Genomic DNA, 19,584 nt, shown 5'->3' with positions numbered 1-19,584 from the left:
GGCACTTACAATGATGATAAAAATGGCTCTGTTTGAAAATATGAAGGTAAATTAATCATATGAAAGATACCATCCTATGGTTGCAATTACAGCCTAGAAAAAAGTCAGATGGTAACGCACTTTATTCTTCCATCACTGATATTAGTGAGTGGGTTAAACGTAATTATAAGCTTAAAACTGGTGAGCAGGCACGACTTTATTTTCAATTATTGGTAGAAGTTAATCAATTGGAATTATCGGTTAAGGAACGCCTGAATTTTCTTGAGAAAATGCATCTTCCAGTATTATTACTGATTGATAAATTAGCAAAAAGATATGCGGGTTCCGCACTCCCCTTAACTGAAGATAAGGCAAAGTTTGTTGAAATTGTAAACACCTTTTGGTCAGAAATGGCCAAGGGGTATAAAATTATTATTGATGATTTATCGGAACACAGTTTTTTTACCACCTTTATTAAACAAAAAGATCTAAGCTGTGCACTTTATTATGTGCTGTATTATCTCAGTGGTCAGCTCTATTCAAATTATATGCTCTATGCGAAATGCAGTGAAAATGTCTGGCGTGATATCCATCAAGTATATCGTTTTGCATCTAAACGAAACCTCACCAACAAAAAAATTACTCATCATTTAATAGCAGATTTAACCATTGCTGAGAGTTATAAGAAAATTCTTTTATTTTCATTGGTTAATCCCTATCATTTGTCTGTTAATGAAATGGAAGTGACTTGGCATAATTTAGATAAATGGGCTAAATTTGCACAACTCAATTTACATACGATTAAAGTCATTAAAAATAACTATACTTTTTTAATTCAGCCTTTTAGTGACAAAGCACCGTTTCAAAACAATTATGTTAGTCAGCCAATCAATTCAGTGGATCAATTAGATTTATCCTCAGATTCTATTTGGGGTTTGGATACGAAAAAACTATTAAAACAACTAGCGGTTAAAGATAAATACCCCGATATTTCACACTATTTTCTGGAGCGCATTATAAAAAGTTGGGCGGGTATTAGTCATCGCAAAATGGTGCGGAAAGAGCTTATCGAGCCCGTTGTCATTGCCGTAGGCGTGTCTTGTATTTCACAGTTTTTAGCTGAGATAGATATTTCGCCAAAAATTTTAAAAATTGAAAATAAGCCTTTCAAAGAATTGGAGATAACAACTTCTGAGCATGCATTTTATCAAGCGTATTTAGTTGATGAATCTTCCAAGGGCTTACGCCTTAAGCTGAATCACCAGTCTGAAAAGCCTATTGCACCCAATATTGGTGAAGTCATCGCTGTGAAGCATGAAAATGGTAGCTTTCAAATAGGGTATATTCGCTGGATGAGAGAAAGTACTGTAGGTGATATTGAATTTGGCTTTGAACACCTCTGTGCTATGGCTGAGCCAGTACAATTAACAAAATACCATAAGTTACATCAACAAGATGAGCCACTTGAGAAACAAAATGTTTTGGGCAGTTTTGTTTTCCCCGGAACAAAAGAGCACCAGTTCAAACCCATTTTATTTACTCATACATTTGTCGAGAAGTTTTATAATACTCGAACTGATCATCTAGTGATGACGCATAAGACAGGTTCGATGAATATCAAACTGATACAAAAGGTGAATGAAATTCATGATTATTCACTCTACTTGTTTGATAAAATGAATGAATCTGATCGTGAAGTGAATACTGATGATATAAAGACTGATCAGTTTGATAGTATTTGGGAAAAAATATAAGCCATCCTAGGGATATGCTTAAATACCTTCTATAAGCTATAAGCTCACTCTCATCTACTCCATTTGCGCTCTAGGATCAGTGTGTATGCGTCTATCGGACACAATACCTGCTCGGATGTGATTACGACGATTATTAAAAGTACGTCTATCCTTGTTGCGCCTGTCATTCTCGATTCCCGTGGGCAGTGTAATTGTAGAGGCCATCGCTTCTATATAACTTATGCCACCGAGCGAATCAATTTTCACGGCATAATTTAATGCTTCTTCCTGACTCAGTTCCTTTTTCAGCCTGACTTCTTTGCCCGAAAAAATATAGGATAATTGAGAAGTAGATAGTCTGAAATGTTTTTTAAAATTGTCTTTTACGGTGTCAGTGTGATGTGAATGATTTACCTCACCTGAAAAATATAAACAATATTTAGGCATACAATTTCCTATGCTTTATTTATTAGAATCATTCGATGTGTTCTAACGTCAAGTATAGAAGTAGTGAAAATTATTGTAAAGATCAGAAAACAATATTATTACAATAAAATGACAATTTTGTAGGGGATTTCTTATTAAAAAATGGGACATGCAGTAGTTACCCTATTGTAAATAGGGTAACTACTTTGAGAGAAAGGGGAGGGATGAGTTAGCGGTTTAACCAACTATTAACTGTTTCAAGATCAACGCGTGCTAATTCACCAGAGGCTTGTTTTAGACGTAAAACATTGAGGATGTATGTATAGCGTGAGTTAGAATGTTCTTGCTTGGCACGATATAAGTCACGTTGTACATTAAGCACATCGACGATAGTACGCGTACCCACTTCAAATCCTGCTTCAGTTGCTTTTAATGCACTGATGTTTGAAACAACCGCTTGTTCCAAGGCCTTTACACGACTGACCTCAGAAATCACATTTAAGTAACTGCTACGAGCATTCTTTTCGGTCGCGTTTAGCACTTCATTATAAGCATCCTGACTTTGTTGAAAATCATATTGTGCCTGACGTGTTCTTGAAGTAACGGCATTGCCTTCATAAATGGGAATGGAGACATTTAATCCAATGGAACTTTCATGGTATTGAGGAGCAAAAAATGATGATGGTCCATTGGCCTTGCTATAACCATAGGATGCTTTTAAGCCAAGGGTAGGATAATGGCCGGAACGTTGTAAATTGATGTTTTCTTTTTGTACATAAGTATCTTCTTTGGCTGCAAGCAGGGTGAAGTTACCGCTTGTTGCCTGATCAACCCAGTGCTGTATTTTGGCAGGGCTAGGTGGATCAAGAGGGATTTTGTCAGCCAACGAAGATACATCTTCAATGTACTGACCCGTTAGTTCTCTTAACACTTCCTTGGTCACTAATAATGAGTTTTCTGCGGCAATAACCTGAGCATTAGCATTATCATAACCGGCCTGAGCTTCATGAACATCGGTGATGGCAATAATACCGACTTCATAGCGTCGCTTAGCCTGATCGAGTTGACGACCAATGGCCTTTTTTTCAGATTCGGAAAAGGTAACGGTATCAATGGCTGATAAGGTTGAGAAATAAGCTTCAGCGACTCGAATAATTAAACTTTGCTGTGCGGCACTGAGATTGGCTTCAGCACGATTAATATTAATATTTGAGATTTTATAATTGACATAATTACGGTTATCAAAAATACTTTGGTTAACATCAAGACTATAGCCGTGAGAGTTAAAGGAGACGTCGGTAGTTTGACCAATGGGCGTATCCTGATTAGTTGCGCGGGTATAGGCATCAGCGGTAATTAGGGGTAAAAATGCAGCAAAAGCTTGCACAGAACCTTCACCAATAGACTGTCTTTGTGAAATAACTTGTTTTAAGATTGGATCACTTTGATACGCAAGGCCGTATACGTCAATTAAATTTTCTGCTTGTACATTTAAGGTTATTGCCATTGAAAGTGTGCAGAAAAGCGTGGTATTTATCATTGTCCGTGATAATTTAGTTTGTGATAATTTGTTCTTTGTCAACATATCCTGTTTCATCTATTATTATTCCATTAAAAGATCCAGTCTTGCGCTGGTCGGCGAATAATAACCTAAATCAGCTTGGATTAATATCTTTCAAGGGAAAGAAGCGGGTAAATACGTACCAAAATAAGCAATTACACAGAGCTTGTCAAGGATCATTTTAATGCGTCAGCAAAACTCGGTGAAGTAACTTATTCTTATGAATTAAGCTGAAAACAGCATTTTTTGTTTGCCTGATGCTTTTTAAAATTTTTTTTGTTCTTTCTTTCTAAATAGCAGGCACGGGAGATGCTGCGTTTAATCGACGCATTTTCCCTAAAATAGGTTTATTTTCTTATTTTTACAGGTCTCATCTCCTCATAATCGTCTCTGTACAATAAAAAATCCATTAAATGTTCCCAGGAGTCCATCACAAAAAAGGTAATAACCCCTCTGAACTTTTCCCACATTAATTTTTTAGAGCCAAACTTTTTACGACAAGCTTGATAAGCCCCATCGGTTAATTCAAAAATTTGATGGAAATAAAAAGCCAGCAAGGTTAACAGATACATATTAAAGCTCAGGTGCTTCTTCCCATGACCATAATTATGCTCAATGTGATAGCCTTGGTTCTTTAATGTGTTGAAACATTCGTTTTCTATTTTCCAACGACATCGACCCGCCTGGGTCATTGTTTGAATATTATGTTCACTGATCTTTATGTCGGTGACCCAGCTATTTCGGTAGATAATTTTCCCTGCGGTATTGGTGAGGGTATATTCAAAAAAGTTAACTTCAATGGCATTTTTTTCGCCATGTAAAGGGACATTATTTTTCCATCGATAATGATGTTGGTGCCCTTTTTCGTCAATCCAGTCCATTGATGGGAGTTCAGAAAATGCTTCAAGCCATTCAAATAAATATGTGTGATCACCAGGTTTGGCAACCAATAAATAATGCATCATTTCTTCAATTATATCTTCTATCATAGGTTGATGTGACATCAAACCATCACCACAAATCATAAATCCTTGTCTTGGATGTGCTTTTTTAGATTGGCTATAAAACGTTTGGCTGCATTACTTTCACAATCCTGTTTTTTTGTACCATCCGTATTTTGTATTGCTTCAGGCATGACAGGGAGCACTTGTTTTTTATCGGGGTGCATAATGGCACCTTGTAAAACAACATGACTGTAGGTTATTTCACCCGTTCTATGTTCTTTATGAAGACAACAGTCACAATGGATTTGCTTAGAGGAATAATATTGCGTGCCATCAATAACACAAAGCAATGTGTTGGGTAATATGGCATACTCTTCAAGATGCTTATGTCGTCTGAGTCGTTCAAATAAATCTTTAAATGCAGGTGCAAATGTTTTAGAGGGTATGAGATCCAAAATGTCTCTTAGTTGACTATTTTTAGGAATTTTTTCAACATTAAAAAGAGTGCGTAAATTATTTTGATTCTGTTCCTCTTCCATCTGTTTCTGAAATTCACTTAAAGAGGGATCTTGAAAATACATGCAGGCAAAAGCACTCATAAGCACATCATGTTGACTGTAATCACACTTTCCTTGTACTCGGCTATCTTTGATTGCATGAAAGTGCAGTGAGATGGCCTGTTTCAGGGCAGAAAAACTTAAATGTTTTTTTTGCTGACTTAAAGAGGCCAAAATTCACAGTACCAAGCATATAAAAGGGAAATATTTTTTAACATGAAGTCATTCAACCAATTGAAAAACAAGAGTTTGATCTCTTGTTTCTCAAAATGCAAGCTTTTTATTTGATTTTTTTAATTTTGCTAAAGTTACTGCGAAAAGTTTTTTTATTTCTGCTTGGTAAGCACCACTACAACTCAATTGTTCATCTCAGCGAGAATTGCTGTTAATGCGTTATTTGAATACTTAACAGGCTAAGTAATAGGGATTTTATCAAGGCAGGAAATGCCGCACTTATTTGCTCTTCATGGTGTTTAGAAAGAGCAGAATAAATGCGGATTTTGCTACTATAGCGATTCGAGCGTCATGTTTTAAATTATCATGCTTCTAAATCGTCAAGATAGCGCTCAGCATCTAAAGCCGCCATACAACCCGTTCCTGCTGAAGTAATTGCCTGACGGTAAACATGGTCAGCCACATCGCCAGCCGCGTATACACCTTCCACACTGGTCATTGTGGCATTGGCTTCAGAACCTTTTTGAGTTTTAAGGTAGCCATGGGACATTTCTAACTGGCCTTCAAATATGTCGGTATTAGGCTTGTGGCCAATGGCGATGAATACACCCATGGCCTCCAGTTCTTTGGTTGAGCCATTCTGAGTGTTTTTAAGACGTACACCGGTTACCCCAGCATCATCACCGAGCACTTCATCAATACTGGCATTCCACTCAATTTTGATATTGCCGGTTTTTGATTTTTCAATCAGTTTATCAGCCAATATCTTTTCTGAGCTGAATTTTTCACGGCGATGAACAATGGTGACTTCAGCCGCAATATTGGATAAATACAGGGCTTCTTCAACCGCAGTATTACCACCGCCGACAACGATAACTTTTTGGTTTTTATAAAAGAAACCATCGCAAGTTGCACAACCGGAGACACCACGGCCTTTAAAGGCTTCTTCTGATTCAAGTCCAAGATAGCGGGCAGAAGCGCCAGTCGCAATGACCATTGCATCACAGGTATAGCTTTTTGAGTCACCTTTAAGTTTGAACGGCTTGCTTGACAGGTCAACTTCGCTAATATAGTCAAAGACAATTTCGGTATTAAACCGCTCAGCATGGAGTTTCATTCTTTCCATTAAATCCGGGCCTTGTAAACCATCGACATCACCTGGCCAATTGTCTACCTCGGTCGTTGTCATTAACTGACCACCTTGTTCCATGCCGGTAATAATAACAGGATCAAGATTTGCGCGGGCAGCATAAACGGCTGCGGTATATCCGGCAGGCCCGGAACCAAGGATTAAAAGTTTGCAGTGTTTTGCATCACTCATGAATTAACTCCAAATAAAAGGTGGAAAGTTGTAGACAATAAATTATAGTAAAGCTTAGAAGTATAGTTAAGCTTATTAGAAGTATAAGTTATGGGGTTGGTTAAAATGAATTCCAAGTAGTATAGACTTATATTACGGAGATATTTGGTTTTTAGTGTAGATTAAGGAAATAACGATGCGAATTGGAATACCAAAAGAAATTAAGCCCAAAGAAGGGCGGGTGGCTTTGATACCTGAGGCAGCGGCACAATTAATTGTTCATGGACATGAAGTGTTTATGGAATCATCGGCAGGCTTGTTGAGTGGCTATAGTGATGCTGATTATGAACAATTAGGTATCAAGCTTGTTGCAGATGCAAAAAGCTTGTATGCCTCAGCAAAAATTATTGCCAAAGTAAAAGAGCCTATTGAGCCAGAGCTGGGACTACTACAAGCCGATCATATCTTGTTTTCTTATTTGCATTTGGCGGCTTTACCCGAATTAACCCAAAGACTTTGTTCGATTGGTTTAAAAGCCATTGGTTTTGAAACTGTTGAATTATCTAATGGCCTGTTGCCCTTATTAGCGCCAATGAGTGATATAGCAGGGCGCTTAGCGGTGCAAATTGGCACGCATTTATTACATTCACCGATGGGAGGCAAGGGGGTACTTTTGGGCGGCGTACCGGCAACAGAGCGTGGCAAGGTGGTGATTTTAGGTGGTGGTATGGCGGGCGGTAATGCGGCAAAAATGGCTGCAGGCTTGGGCGCAGAGGTGATAGTTTTTGATAGAAACCGAGATAAAATGACGGCCTTGCGCGCGATTGGGGATAATGTGACCGCCTTGTATCCGCATCAAGCCAGTATACAGCAATGTGTTAAACAGGCAGATTTACTCATAGGTGCGGTGCTGGTAGTGGGTGAAAAAGCACCCCATCTGGTGACTGAGGAAGATGTCAGGCTAATGCAGGCGGGCAGTGTTATTATTGACATTTCTGTGGATCAGGGTGGCTGCATTGAGACTATTCATCCCACCAATTATGAGCAACCGACTTATGAATTGCACGGCGTGACGCATTTTGGGGTTACCAATATGCCAGGTGGTGTTCCTAGAACCGCATCACAGTCTTTATCAGCAAGTCTGTTACCCTTTTTACTGGAATTAGCTGACCATCCAGATAATCTTTCTGCACCTTTGCAAGCGGGTGTGAACATTGATGCTGGTGAAATTGTCCATCCTGCTTTAAGATGACGCTTATTGACTATCATTATAAATTTCAAAGAACTCTAAAAGAACTCTAAAAGAACTTGAAAATAACTCTAAAAGAACTATAAAAGAACAATATTTTGCCACAAACTGTTAAAAAGAAAGCTCAAACTCGCTCAAAAAAGAAGGCGAACCCATCTGCTCAAATGAAGTCTGAAAAAAGACCTCTTTCCTCTCAGGTTGTCCGTGGCATTAAGGAAAGTGTATTTTTTCTCTTTATTGCTATTAGTCTGTATCTATTTATTGCCCTTTTTACCTATTCACCCGCCGATCCCGGCTGGTCTCATAGCATTGCAGAAATTATCGATCCGACAAAGCTACACAATAGTGGTGGTAAGTTTGGTGCTTGGTTTTCAGATCTGTTTTTATACCTATTTGGTTATTTAGGCTTTCTTTTCCCTATTATGTTGCTCTATAGCGGCTGGTTGATTTACCGTGGACGAAACGAAGAAGAAGTCTTTCATGGCTGGCATGTGACTTTGCGTTCTGTGGGTTTTATTTTAACGATAATTGCTGGAACAGGTCTTTCCAGTATGCATTTCACCCATCCTTCGGTTATTTTTCCTCTTAATGCCGGTGGTATTCTGGGTGAGGTGACTGCGACACAATTACAGCAGTTATTTAGTTTTGTCGGTGCAACCTTATTATTATTAACGCTGTTTCTCATTGGTGTGACCTTTTTTACCGGCCTGTCCTGGTTATCGCTGATGGATAGCTTAGGGGCTATGGTGATTAATGCGAATAAATGGCTGATTCAACGCTGGAATCTTTGGCGTGAAAGTGCTGCGCGTAAGAAAGAAGAAAGGGCTGGTAATAAGGATGAGAACGAACGTCTGACAGCACTGAAAAACGATGAAAAAAACCGTCTTAAAGCACAGAAAAAAGCACAAAAAGAAGCGGCCAAGCAAGCTACGTTACAGAAAAAACTTGATGCTAAAAAAGATAAGACCACAAGCAAGCTTAAAATTGAACCGCGTTTTCAAAATACCAAAAAGAGTGATCGGGTTAATACAGATAAACAAACTCAATTATTCACTCATGACGCCATTGATGGTTTGCCGTCACTCTCTTTATTAGATGCCGCTCAAACGTCGGGTCATGTTACCTCCCCTGAAGAACTGGCTTTAACCTCGCGATTGATTGAAGATAAGCTGGCTGATTATAACTTAAAAGTTGAAGTGGAATCCGTTAGTCAAGGGCCAGTCATTACTCGTTTTGAGTTATTATTAGCTCCGGGCATTAAAGTGAGTCAGCTGACTAATTTGTCCAAAGATTTAGCACGTTCTATGCGTGTGGTCAGTATTCGTGTGGTTGAAGTCATTGCCGGTAAATCGACGGTGGGTATCGAAGTGCCCAATGAACATCGGGAGATTGTTTATTTTAGTGAGATTTTAGGCGCTAAAGAATTTGCCGACAGCAAGGCCGCTATTCCATTAGGACTAGGTCATGACATTAGTGGCAAGCCCGTTATCGCAGATTTAGCTAAAATGCCCCATTTACTGGTTGCAGGTACGACGGGTTCGGGTAAGTCCGTTGGCGTTAATTCCATGATTTTAAGCATGTTATTTCAGTTGTCGCCCGACAAACTCAGACTAATTATGGTCGATCCCAAAATGCTGGAATTATCAATTTATGAAGATATTCCTCACTTGCTGGCACCGGTTGTCACCGATATGAAAGAAGCCGCTAATGCCTTACGTTGGTGTGTGGCTGAAATGGAAAAACGTTATAAATTGCTGGCGGCCATGGGCGTTAGAAATCTAGCGGGCTATAACAAAAAAATTGAAGCGGCTATTGATGCTGGCGACCCAATTAAAGATCCCTTCTTTACTCCCAATCCTCTGACGCCTGACGAAGAAGCCGCTGAACTTGAAACCTTACCCTTTATTGTTATTGTCATTGATGAGTTTGCCGACATGATGATGATTGTGGGGAAAAAAGTAGAAGAGTTAATTGCCCGATTGGCGCAGAAAGCACGTGCCGCTGGCTTACACTTAATCATTGCTACCCAAAGACCTTCTGTGGATGTGATTACGGGCTTAATTAAGGCCAATGTACCAACCCGTATTGCCTTTCAGGTTTCTTCTAAAATTGATTCCCGTACTATTCTTGATCAAATGGGGGCTGAAAACCTATTAGGTCATGGTGATATGTTGTTTTTGCCGCCAGGAATGGGTTATCCGGTTCGGATTCATGGTGCTTTTGTTTCAGACAATGAAGTGCATGCGGTCGTTGAGGATCTAAAATCCCGTGGCAAGGCAGATTATGTTGAAGAAATATTATCGGGGGAAGGGGTTTCGACAGGAGGTTTGATTCCAGGTGACACTGATTCGGATAGTGAAACAGATCCACTCTATGATCAGGCGGTATCGATTGTAACAGAGTCTCGCAGAGCATCTATCTCAGGCCTACAAAGACGCTTAAAAGTGGGGTATAACCGTGCTGCCCGTATGGTGGAAGATATGGAAGCTGCTGGTGTGGTCAGTGCTGTGCAATCAAATGGACAGCGTGAGGTGATAGCGCCGCCACCAGTATAAGTTATTTTTTCCTAATATAGGTCAATGCTGGAATAGGTTTTATATGCTAACATGAAGTACACATAAAAATTAGGAGGTTTTTAGCGAATGACTGAAACTGAACTCACATTAGAAACGCTGCTTAAAGAAAATGAACAGCTAAAGTTGGATAATGTTGCTTTAAAAAAAGGCAATTCTAAAGCGGTAAAAAAATATAAACTAGAACAATCACTCAAACCATACCAAGCTGAGTTGATCAAAATGCAAAAATACCTGGAAGAAACAGGTAAGCGTATGGTTATTTTATTTGAAGGCCGGGATGCTTCGGGCAAGGGTGGTACAATCCGTCGTGTGACACGTTACATGAACGAAAAGCATTATCGTATTGTTGCCCTTGGCAAGCCGACGGAAGAACAAAAAACGCAGTGGTTTTTTCAGAAATACATTAATCACCTGCCTGCGGGTGGAGAAGTTGTACTTTTTGATCGGAGTTGGTATAACCGCTCAATGGTGGAACCTGTTTTTGGTTTTTGTACTGAACAAGAGTATAAAAATTTCATGAAGGGTGTCATCGGTTATGAAAAAGATCTGGTGCGTCAAGGGACAATTTTAGTTAAATTGTATTTCAGTGTAACTCGAGAAGAACAGGCGAGGCGTTTTAATCGTCGTAAAACTGATCCGCTAAGACAATGGAAGTTGTCAGAGGTTGATGTTCAGGCTCAGGAGCGTTGGGATGATTTTACCAATGTAAAATATGAAATGCTGAAAAAAACCCATACTGCACCAGCACCTTGGACCATTATCCGTTCAAATGATAAGTACTTGGCGCGCTTGAACGCCATGAAAACCATTTTGAATAGTGTGCCTTATGAACGTTTGGATGCAAATTTAGACTTTGTACCGGATAGCAATGTTGTTTACTCGGGTGCTCATGAAATTGAAATTATGGAGGCTCAAAGGTTGCGTGAAGGTAAGTTCATTACCTAATACAATGGCTTATACCCATGATACTTCTGTTTCTAGTCTATGCCCTTAAACCACTTAGGGCACGGGTTAGATTATGTTACAATTATACTGAATAGTAACTTACCCTTACAGAGTTTTGATTGAGTGAAAAATAAGCACAATTTATCCCAGTATTTTAATTTCTTTTATTCTCTCCTATTTCTAAACTTCATTGTTTTGTCCTTTATTTCATCAACGCTGTATGCTGAGAAAATTAATCTATCGGATGGCAGTTTTTTACAGGGTCATTTTACTCAGGGAGGCTTAGTTTTTGGTACTACCGATCCTGACAATCAAGTGAAGTATGAACAGCAAGATGTGCATGTATCATCTCAGGGGGATTTTATTATTGCTTTTGGACGAGATGAAAACCTGACTCCTGAGTTTCAGCTCATTATGCCAAGCGGTCAAAGTCTGATTAAGCGGCTGCAGTTGAAAAAAAGACAATATGCTATTCAACATATTAATGGTTTAGCCAAATCCAAGGTATCACCACAAAAACCAACCGTATTAGCCCGTATAAAGAAAGAACGTCAGCAGGTCGCTCAAGCGCGTTTGAGAGATGATGCGCGTACTGATTATCGACAGGCTTTTATCTGGCCGGCGCAAGGGCGAATAAGTGGTGTTTATGGTAGTCAACGAGTGCTTAATGGTAAACCGAAGTGGCCTCATTATGGTGTTGATGTAGCAGCACCGATTGGAACGCAGGTGCGTGCGCCTGCTGCGGGCATTATTACTTTGGCAAATGATGACTTGTTTTACTCGGGGGGCACTATCATTTTAGATCATGGTCATGGCCTATCATCGAGTTTTTTACATTTAAGTGAACTATTGGTCGATGTGGGTGACAAAGTGAAGCAGGGTGATTTAATCGCTCGAGTGGGTGTTACTGGACGTGCTACGGGGGCACATCTGGATTGGCGCATGAACTGGTTAAAGCGTCGCATTGATCCGGCATTATTGGTGCCTCCTATGAACACAGCTAAAGAAGATAAGAAAGATAAATAATGATAAAGCAAGGTATGAAAGCTAATTTTCTAAAAAGTGTTATATTTTTTAGTGTTATTCTTTTTAGCTCTAATTTATATGCAACACCGATAGAAGTTTTTGTATCGATTTTACCGCAGAAATATATGATCGAAAGAATAGGCGGGGATCAGGTTAATGTTAATGTGATGGTTAAGCCGGGTCAATCACCAGAGACTTTCGAACCTTCGCCTAAAATGATGTCGATATATTCTCATGCCAATATATATTTTACCATTGGACTTCCTTTTGAACAGGTGTGGATAGAGCGTGTCGCATCATTAAATAGTAGCATTATCATTGCGCCCACACAGCTTGTTGCAAAGTCTGATATTAGCGATGAAAAAGTCTTAAATAAAAATAAGCATGCACATGAGCATCATGATTCTCAGGATCCGCATACCTGGCTTTCGCCTAAGCTATTTTTACAACAAGCTCATATTGCTTTACAAAATCTTATTGACTTGTCACCTGAAAATAAACAGCTATTTGCCAATAATTACAAGCTATTAGCTAAAGAAGTTAATGTTTTAGATGAGGCAGTAGGGAAGGCGCTTAAATTGGGTCATAAACAGCATTTTCTTACCTTCCATCCCGCATTCTCTTATTTTGCACAGCAATATGGTTTGATTCAAATGACCATAGAAAAAAATGGCAGAGAGCCATCGGCCAAACAAATTGCCCAAATTATTAATGCTGTACGAGGTAAAAATGTGCAATATATTCTGGTTGAAAAGCAATTTAATCAGCAGATCCCGAAAACCATTGCCCAGTCGATTGGAGCAGAACTTCTGGTGATTGATCCACTTGCTCTGGATTATATAGTGAATATGAAGGACATTGCTGATAAAATCGGCAAGTCACTTTTTTAACCTAAAATAATCAGTTGAATCGTAGCGAGAGCGACTTAGGTGCTAAAGATTAAGGGTTTTACAGGTTATTTTGGCTTTATTCGTAGTCACCCTACGGGTGAAGTCAAAATGTTCTGGAAAATCCTTAAGATTCAGTGCATAAGGCGGTCGCAGTAGGTTCAACTGATTTTTTTAGGTTTAAGCAAATTTTTCATCTGCGAGCGCTGATGTTTTATAAGAGATTTATTAGTCTATGACCCAAATAGCCATTGAAATAAATGACCTGAACTTTTCCTTTGAGTCTTTATCGATCTTAGAAAATATCAATATGGTCATTGAACAGGGTGACTTTGCCGGTTTAGTTGGGCCTAATGGTGGTGGTAAAACAAGCTTACTAAAATTAATTTTGGGCTTATATAAAGCGCAATCTGGAAAAATCAGTGTTTTTGGCAAGCCCATAAAAAATCAGCGAAAATTAATTGGCTACGTGCCTCAATATGCTAATTTTAATAGCGATTTCCCCATTTCTGTTCAGGACACGGTTTTACAAGGACGACTTGGTATCAGTCGTTGCTTCGGACGTTATTGCCAGCAAGATAAAGCCATTGCACAAAAAGTGATGCAGGAAACAGAAATTCTTAACCTGGCTCAGCGTCCCATACAATCTTTATCTGGTGGGCAAATGCAACGTGTATTGGTCGCAAGAGCATTAGCCGCAGAGCCAGAAATACTTTTATTAGATGAACCCACAGCCAATATCGACCAACGTGCGGAAAAAGATATTTTTGACTTGTTTAAAGCGATTAATCAACGGATGACGATTTTAATTATTTCACATGATATTGGCTTTGTGTCTGATTATATCAATAAAGTCTTTTGTCTCAATAAAACCTTGGTGTGTCATGATTCATCCCCTGTGACCAGTGATACCATCAATACTCTATACGGTGGTCACGTCAGTGAAATTCATCACCACCATCATTAATCATATAATAAAGACGGTTTATGTTAGAATTTTTTAACACCTTATCTACTCAGGCTTTTTTGCAAAATGCCCTACTAGGTGGCATTTTGGCCAGTATCGGCTGTGGCCTGACGGGTAGCTTTGTGGTGGTAAATCGTATTGGTTATATGGCCGGTGGGATCGCTCACTCAGTTTTAGGTGGCATGGGTGTGGCCTATTATTTGGGGCTAGATCCCTTTGTCGGCGCCTTGATTGCGGCTTTATTATCAGCACTAATCATCGGAATTATAAAATTAAAATGGCAACATCAGGAAGACACCACTATTGGCGCTATCTGGGCGGTTGGTATGGCCATTGGCATTATATTTATAAGCAAATCAGATGGATATAACACTAATTTAATGTCATTTCTATTTGGAAATATCCTTATTATCTCTGATCAACAATTATTGATCATGTTGTTGTTGGATATTATTACTATCATTTTTGTTGCCGCTTTTTATAAGCAATTGGTGGCTATTTCATTTGACATCGAATTTGCGACCGTTAGAGGCATTAACGTCAATTTATTTTATCTGCTGCTGCTATGTTTGATTGCTATTACCGTGGTGTTGCTTATTCAGGTAGTGGGCCTTATTTTGGTGATTGCATTATTGACGCTCCCCGCAGCCATTGCAAAACAATATGTGCACTCCATTGGTTTAATGATGCTCCTCGCTTCTGTTTTAGGAATGGTGTTTACTTCAACGGGCTTATTTATTTCCTATGAACCGGATTTACCAGCAGGTGCAACCATTATTTTATTGGCCGGTGTGGCCTATTTTCTTTCTAGTATAATAAAATCATTCCTTAAACGATCTTGATACGATTTAATGATAGATACTCACCATGCAAATTGATCAGGAAGTTGTTAAATTAATATTGGCCTCGGCTTTGGGAGTCTTAGCCGGACTTCTCCTGTCATGGTTTTATTTTTCTAATAAATACTCAAATCGTTTCAAACAATTGCAAGACAACTTGCAAATGCAGCATGACTCAGAGCGAAAATTACTCGAATTAGAGTTAGAAAGTTTTGAAAATGATTTAGATACTCTGCGTGATCAATTGGCGGATAAGGATCAAGCCTTATTTAAAAAGATTGATGAATTGCAAAAAATGAATGAGCTGAAAGCCATTTACGCTACCCGTGCAGCACAAATTAATGACTATAAGGATGCCCTGCAGAAATCAGCATCACAGATGCAGTCCTTACAAGATGAAGCTTATGACTATCAGAAGCAATTATCTGAAGTGCAAATTATTTCAGACGAAAAACTCAAAGCTGCGCAGCTCATTATTGCTAACCTAGAGCAATCAAAACAACAATTGACTGAGCAATTTGAATTGTTGGCTAATAAGATTTTCAGCCATAATTCTCATGAACTTAAGCTAGCAAACCAAGATGAAATAAAATTATTATTAACTCCCTTTAAAGAGCAGTTTACGGAGTTTAAACGTAAAGTTGAAGAAATTCATGAAGTTGAATCTCGTGATAGAGTCTCTCTCGCTGGGCAGGTGAAACAACTGTCTTCACTTAATCAGCAAATCAGTGAAGACACTGTCAACCTGACCAGGGCCTTAAAAGGTGATGTGAAATTTCAAGGCAATTGGGGCGAAGTGGTTTTAGAGAACCTATTAGAAAGCAGCGGTTTAAGGAAAGATCGTGAATATCTACTTCAGCCCAGTCTGCGCGGTGAGGATAATCGTTTATTGCGACCCGATGTGCTGATTAATTTGCCGGATAATAAAACTGTTATTATTGATGCCAAAGTGTCTCTTAAAAGTTATTCTCAATATGTGGCAGCGATTGATGATAAAGAACAGTCTGAATCGCTTAAAAGCCATATACAATCCATAAAAAATCATATCAAGCTACTTTCAGATAAAGATTATTCAGCTATTAATGCCTTACATAGTCTTGATTTTGTGTTACTTTTTGTGCCCATTGAACAGGCATTGATGTTAGCAATTAATGAAGAGCCGGATATGATATTTGAAGCTTTTAATAAAAAAATTATCTTGGTGAGTGCGACGACTTTACTCGCCACTGTGCGCACGATTGAGAATTTTTGGCGCTATGATAAGCAGCAATCTAATGCTGAAGAAATAGCCAAAAAAGCAGGGGACATGTTGGATAAATTTGCCCTGTTTGTTGAAGAAGTTGAAAATATTGGTGTTCAATTAGACAAGGCAACCAGTAGTTATAATATTGCACATAATCGCTTATTCAGTGGCAATGGCAACTTAATCTCAAGGGCAAAATCAATTCAGGAATTAGGCGTGAAAGGCAAAAAAAGTTTATGAGTGCTCTTTACGATTGCCCCTTTGGTCATTTTCATTTACAGCGAATACCTGATACCGATAAAAATCTTCAGGCTTGGAATACTGCTGATTCTTATATGCTTAAGCAATTATCAGAATGGCTTGAACAAGGTAAATTGGATTTAACACAGGCGAATATTTTAATCATCAACGATGCCTTTGGTGCTCTGAGTACTATTTTGGCGCAATATGGTTGTGATTCATGGGGTGACTCTTTTGTTAGCCATGAAGCAATACGATTGAATATACAGAATAATTGTCCTGAGCATCAAGATAAAGTGAATTATCTTAAAAGCACTGATGCACTTGTCAAAAAATATGACTTGGTTTTGTTCAAGGAGGTAAAAAATCAAACCTTCTTTAAAGAACAAATGCAGCGATTACGGCCTCATTTGAATGCCGAAACTTTGATTCTTGGTGGTATTATGGCCAAAAACCTACAAAAAAATACCTTGCAGATGCTTAACTCAGTGCTAGGCTCTGCACAGGCATCATTGACCTGGAAGAAATCAAGATTATTGTTTGTTAAGTTTGAGCAAGAGGCTGATAAAGCTTTAGCAACTCAACGTAGTGAAAACTTCACAAAAAAATATATCCTCGAAGGCTCTGAGGAAATGATTTTCAATATGAGTAATGTGTTTTCCAGAACTAAGCTGGATATAGGGACACGTTTTTTTTTGCAGCATTTGCCGAGAGATGGGCAGTTTAAAAACATTATTGACTTAGGCTGTGGCAATGGGGTTCTGTCATTACGAGCGGCACAGCTTTATCCTGAGGCGCAGATTAATTGTATCGATGAGTCCTATATGGCAATTGCTTCAGCAAAATTAACACTTAAAGCCAATGCGGTCAATGCAGAACAAAGAATCACTTATCAGGCTGCAAATGCTTTATCGAATAGTATAGAAAAGAGTGCTGACTTGATTTTGTGTAACCCACCTTTTCACCAACAATATGTTGTGGGTGATGCCATTGCTTGGCAAATGTTTCAACAAGCGAAGAGGGTGCTTAAAAAGGGTGGGGAACTCTGGATAGTAGGCAATCGCCATCTTGCCTATCATATCAAGCTGAAAAAATTGTTTGGCAATCAAAGTTTGATTGCCACCAATAATAAATTTGTTATCCTAAAGGCAATTAAGTCTTAGGCCTGTCGCTTAAACATCATCATAAATATTAAAGGTATCAATATGATTGCCATCAGTATTTAAGATCTTTATGCGTTCATCGGTAACTACTTTGGACGCACTGGTAAAAAATTCATCGCTTTCAGCAACATCGGAAAAAAACTTCTTCTTTGCTTCAACAATATCTTCAGCATCTACTTCATGTTCAATAAATGCGGTATGTCTGAAAATATACTTCATTATTCTGGTTCCTGCTTATATTATTATATAGTCTATCAAAGCAGAATATAGGTCATATTTCAAGCTTTAAAAGCACTTGCTGGCGTCTTTAATTGCTTCAACATAGGCACGCCCCAGTAAAGCTTTTTCATTATCGTTGACATTCATGATCCAGCCCAGACTATTGATATCTGATTTATTGCTATTAACCAATTGTTTTACGGTTAATAATTCACTGGAAACGTAGTCATCTTTATCCCATAAGCCGGGGGTGGAATTGGGGTAGCCAGTGATCGTATCAATAATGTTACGCCGATATTTTGTGGCATGAAATACTAATAATTGGTTTTTTGAATTATTAATTAATGAATAGGTATGTGCGCCGCAATATTCAGGGAATTGATACTGGCAGATGTTTGCAGTGATTGCATTGTTCGCTTTAGAGGGTGATCGTGCTTCATTGCAATGAATAGCAACGGTTTTGGCTATTTTAACAATGATAGCAGGATCACCATAGCGTGAACTAAATACATTATTAATTGTTTGCGTAATAATATTGTTGTTGGCTGGCGTTTTTTCTTGTGTTGAACTGACAGCTGAGGGTTTTGTTGAAGTAGAAATATCTTTGTTCAGACTCTTGTTGCTTATGCGTTGGCTGTTGGGCGCTTCTGTTCCAGGTTTAACATAGCGGGTACTGCCTGATTCAAGACTTGAGTCCGTTGCTGTTTCTGTAACAATAGTGCGTGTTTCAGAAATAGTATGTGTTTTTGAGTTGAGTGGGGTTGATGCACCTACAGGACGATAATCATCGTCATCAAATTTGGTGTTTAAACCACAGGCAGACAGGCTGACTAAGCAGATAAAGGCAAAAAAATAGCTGATATACTTCATTAAAACACCGTTAATCCATAACTTTAATAAAAATTCCTGACAAAATTCTATCAATTATGGCGCTATTTTTCAAATGAAGAAGCAATTTAGAAGAAATATCGACAAGATTTCAGTAACAATACTCTACATTACGTGCAAAAAATTAGGGTGCTGCTGAGGAACGAAGCGTACCACTATTAAGTTAATCTTGTCGTATTTGTTAACCAGAACTGAGCTTAATGACCTCGAATAATGGTAATAAGTCCCATTTTTTAAAAATTTAAATGATGAATTTTCTATTTATGCTAATATAGATAAAATATTTTCGTTATGCGATAATGTGTTAAAATTTAGATAAAAAAGTTTTTAAATAATTAAAGGACTAATTATTATGCCACCAGTAACCCGACTAGGTGATATTTGTACTGGACATGGATGTTTTCCGCCAAGACCTTCCATCGCTGCTAGTTCCAATGTGTTTGCCAATGGTGTGCCTGTTGTCCGTTTGGGCGATGCTTACGCACCCCATGGCTGTGGTAATTGCAGACCTCACCCCGGTAATCTTGCTTCAGGTTCAGGTTCTGTTTTTGTCAATGGCATGCCCGTCGGTCGCATGGGTGATGCTGTTAGTTGTGGAAGTAAAGTCATGCTCGGCAGCCCAAACGTATTGATTGGCGGCTAGGGCGAATAAGCATTTGTCTTAATGA

Annotated in this window: 18 protein-coding genes; 11 read left to right on the top strand and 7 right to left on the bottom strand. The window is 38.7% G+C overall.

The genetic code is table 11. From position 1 onward, the window contains the following. The first annotated feature begins 59 nt into the window (after positions 1–59). Positions 60–1,733, top strand: a complete 1,674-nt coding sequence (locus JEU79_RS01815; RefSeq protein ID WP_198262727.1) for a hypothetical protein — start codon at positions 60–62, stop codon at positions 1,731–1,733. 54 nt (positions 1,734–1,787) lie between these two features. Here JEU79_RS01815 and JEU79_RS01810 read toward each other — a convergent pair whose 3' ends face one another. From JEU79_RS01810 to trxB, 5 genes are all read right to left on the bottom strand, one after another. Next, positions 1,788–2,159, bottom strand: coding sequence for a hypothetical protein (locus JEU79_RS01810; RefSeq protein ID WP_198262726.1), 372 nt, complete (start codon positions 2,157–2,159; stop codon positions 1,788–1,790). 208 nt (positions 2,160–2,367) lie between these two features. Continuing rightward, entirely contained in the window at positions 2,368–3,645 is a 1,278-nt protein-coding gene (locus JEU79_RS01805; protein WP_198262725.1) for a TolC family outer membrane protein, read from the bottom strand. Between the two features lie 401 nt (positions 3,646–4,046). Further along, complete coding sequence (locus tag JEU79_RS01800) at positions 4,047–4,724, bottom strand: hypothetical protein (protein ID WP_198262724.1); 678 nt, start codon at positions 4,722–4,724, stop codon at positions 4,047–4,049. Further along, on the bottom strand, positions 4,721–5,374 hold the full coding sequence (locus JEU79_RS01795) for a transposase family protein (protein WP_198262723.1): 654 nt from the start codon (positions 5,372–5,374) through the stop codon (positions 4,721–4,723). Before JEU79_RS01795 ends, JEU79_RS01800 begins: the two co-directional genes overlap by 4 nt. A gap of 364 nt (positions 5,375–5,738) precedes the next feature. Further along, positions 5,739–6,695, bottom strand: coding sequence for a thioredoxin-disulfide reductase (gene trxB / locus JEU79_RS01790; protein WP_198262722.1), 957 nt, complete (start codon positions 6,693–6,695; stop codon positions 5,739–5,741). Between the two features lie 175 nt (positions 6,696–6,870). Between trxB and ald the strand changes: the two genes are divergently transcribed. The 9 genes from ald to JEU79_RS01745 all read left to right on the top strand — a co-directional run bounded on the left by ald (position 6,871) and on the right by JEU79_RS01745 (position 17,809). Further along, positions 6,871–7,926, top strand: coding sequence for an alanine dehydrogenase (gene ald, locus JEU79_RS01785; RefSeq protein ID WP_198262721.1), 1,056 nt, complete (start codon positions 6,871–6,873; stop codon positions 7,924–7,926). Positions 7,927–8,087: 161 nt separating this feature from the next. Further along, positions 8,088–10,478: a DNA translocase FtsK gene (locus JEU79_RS01780; RefSeq protein ID WP_198262720.1), complete on the top strand. Its 2,391-nt coding sequence runs from the start codon at positions 8,088–8,090 to the stop codon at positions 10,476–10,478. An 87-nt stretch (positions 10,479–10,565) separates the two neighbouring features. Beyond that, a complete protein-coding gene (gene ppk2 / locus JEU79_RS01775; protein WP_198262719.1) occupies positions 10,566–11,444 on the top strand; it encodes a polyphosphate kinase 2 in 879 nt (292 codons plus the stop codon). Positions 11,445–11,639: 195 nt separating this feature from the next. After that, positions 11,640–12,470 (top strand): M23 family metallopeptidase, encoded by an 831-nt coding sequence (locus JEU79_RS01770; RefSeq protein WP_246539892.1) that lies wholly within the window; start codon positions 11,640–11,642, stop codon positions 12,468–12,470. Beyond that, the gene (locus JEU79_RS01765) at positions 12,470–13,360 is read left to right on the top strand and encodes a metal ABC transporter solute-binding protein, Zn/Mn family (protein ID WP_198262718.1); all 891 of its coding nucleotides are present in this window, start codon (positions 12,470–12,472) and stop codon (positions 13,358–13,360) included. The genes JEU79_RS01770 and JEU79_RS01765 overlap by 1 nt, the downstream gene beginning before the upstream one ends. A 232-nt stretch (positions 13,361–13,592) precedes the next feature. Next, positions 13,593–14,324, top strand: a complete 732-nt coding sequence (locus JEU79_RS01760; protein ID WP_198262717.1) for a metal ABC transporter ATP-binding protein — start codon at positions 13,593–13,595, stop codon at positions 14,322–14,324. A 20-nt stretch (positions 14,325–14,344) separates the two neighbouring features. Then, positions 14,345–15,166, top strand: a complete 822-nt coding sequence (locus tag JEU79_RS01755; RefSeq protein WP_198262716.1) for a metal ABC transporter permease — start codon at positions 14,345–14,347, stop codon at positions 15,164–15,166. 25 nt (positions 15,167–15,191) lie between these two features. Then, positions 15,192–16,646: a DNA recombination protein RmuC gene (locus tag JEU79_RS01750; protein WP_198262715.1), complete on the top strand. Its 1,455-nt coding sequence runs from the start codon at positions 15,192–15,194 to the stop codon at positions 16,644–16,646. Further along, positions 16,643–17,809 carry a methyltransferase gene (locus tag JEU79_RS01745; protein WP_198262714.1) on the top strand — a complete coding sequence of 389 codons (1,167 nt, stop codon included), beginning with the start codon at positions 16,643–16,645 and terminating at the stop codon, positions 17,807–17,809. Before JEU79_RS01750 ends, JEU79_RS01745 begins: the two co-directional genes overlap by 4 nt. Before the next feature lie 9 nt (positions 17,810–17,818). Here the strand turns inward: JEU79_RS01745 and JEU79_RS01740 are convergent, their stop codons facing one another. Together JEU79_RS01740 and JEU79_RS01735 are read right to left on the bottom strand one after the other, a co-directional pair. After that, the gene (locus tag JEU79_RS01740; protein WP_198262713.1) at positions 17,819–18,028 is read right to left on the bottom strand and encodes a hypothetical protein; all 210 of its coding nucleotides are present in this window, start codon (positions 18,026–18,028) and stop codon (positions 17,819–17,821) included. Positions 18,029–18,094: 66 nt separating this feature from the next. Continuing rightward, positions 18,095–18,898, bottom strand: coding sequence for a hypothetical protein (locus JEU79_RS01735; RefSeq protein WP_198262712.1), 804 nt, complete (start codon positions 18,896–18,898; stop codon positions 18,095–18,097). A 370-nt stretch (positions 18,899–19,268) separates the two neighbouring features. Between JEU79_RS01735 and JEU79_RS01730 the strand changes: the two genes are divergently transcribed. Then, positions 19,269–19,559, top strand: a complete 291-nt coding sequence (locus JEU79_RS01730) for a PAAR domain-containing protein (protein WP_198262711.1) — start codon at positions 19,269–19,271, stop codon at positions 19,557–19,559. Positions 19,560–19,584 lie beyond the last annotated feature (25 nt).

The sequence above is a fragment of the sulfur-oxidizing endosymbiont of Gigantopelta aegis genome (assembly GCF_016097415.1).
GTDB lineage: Bacteria > Pseudomonadota > Gammaproteobacteria > GRL18 > GRL18 > GRL18.
The sequence above is the reverse complement of the archived record's forward strand: the minus strand, read 5'-3'. Positions and strand labels throughout refer to the sequence as shown.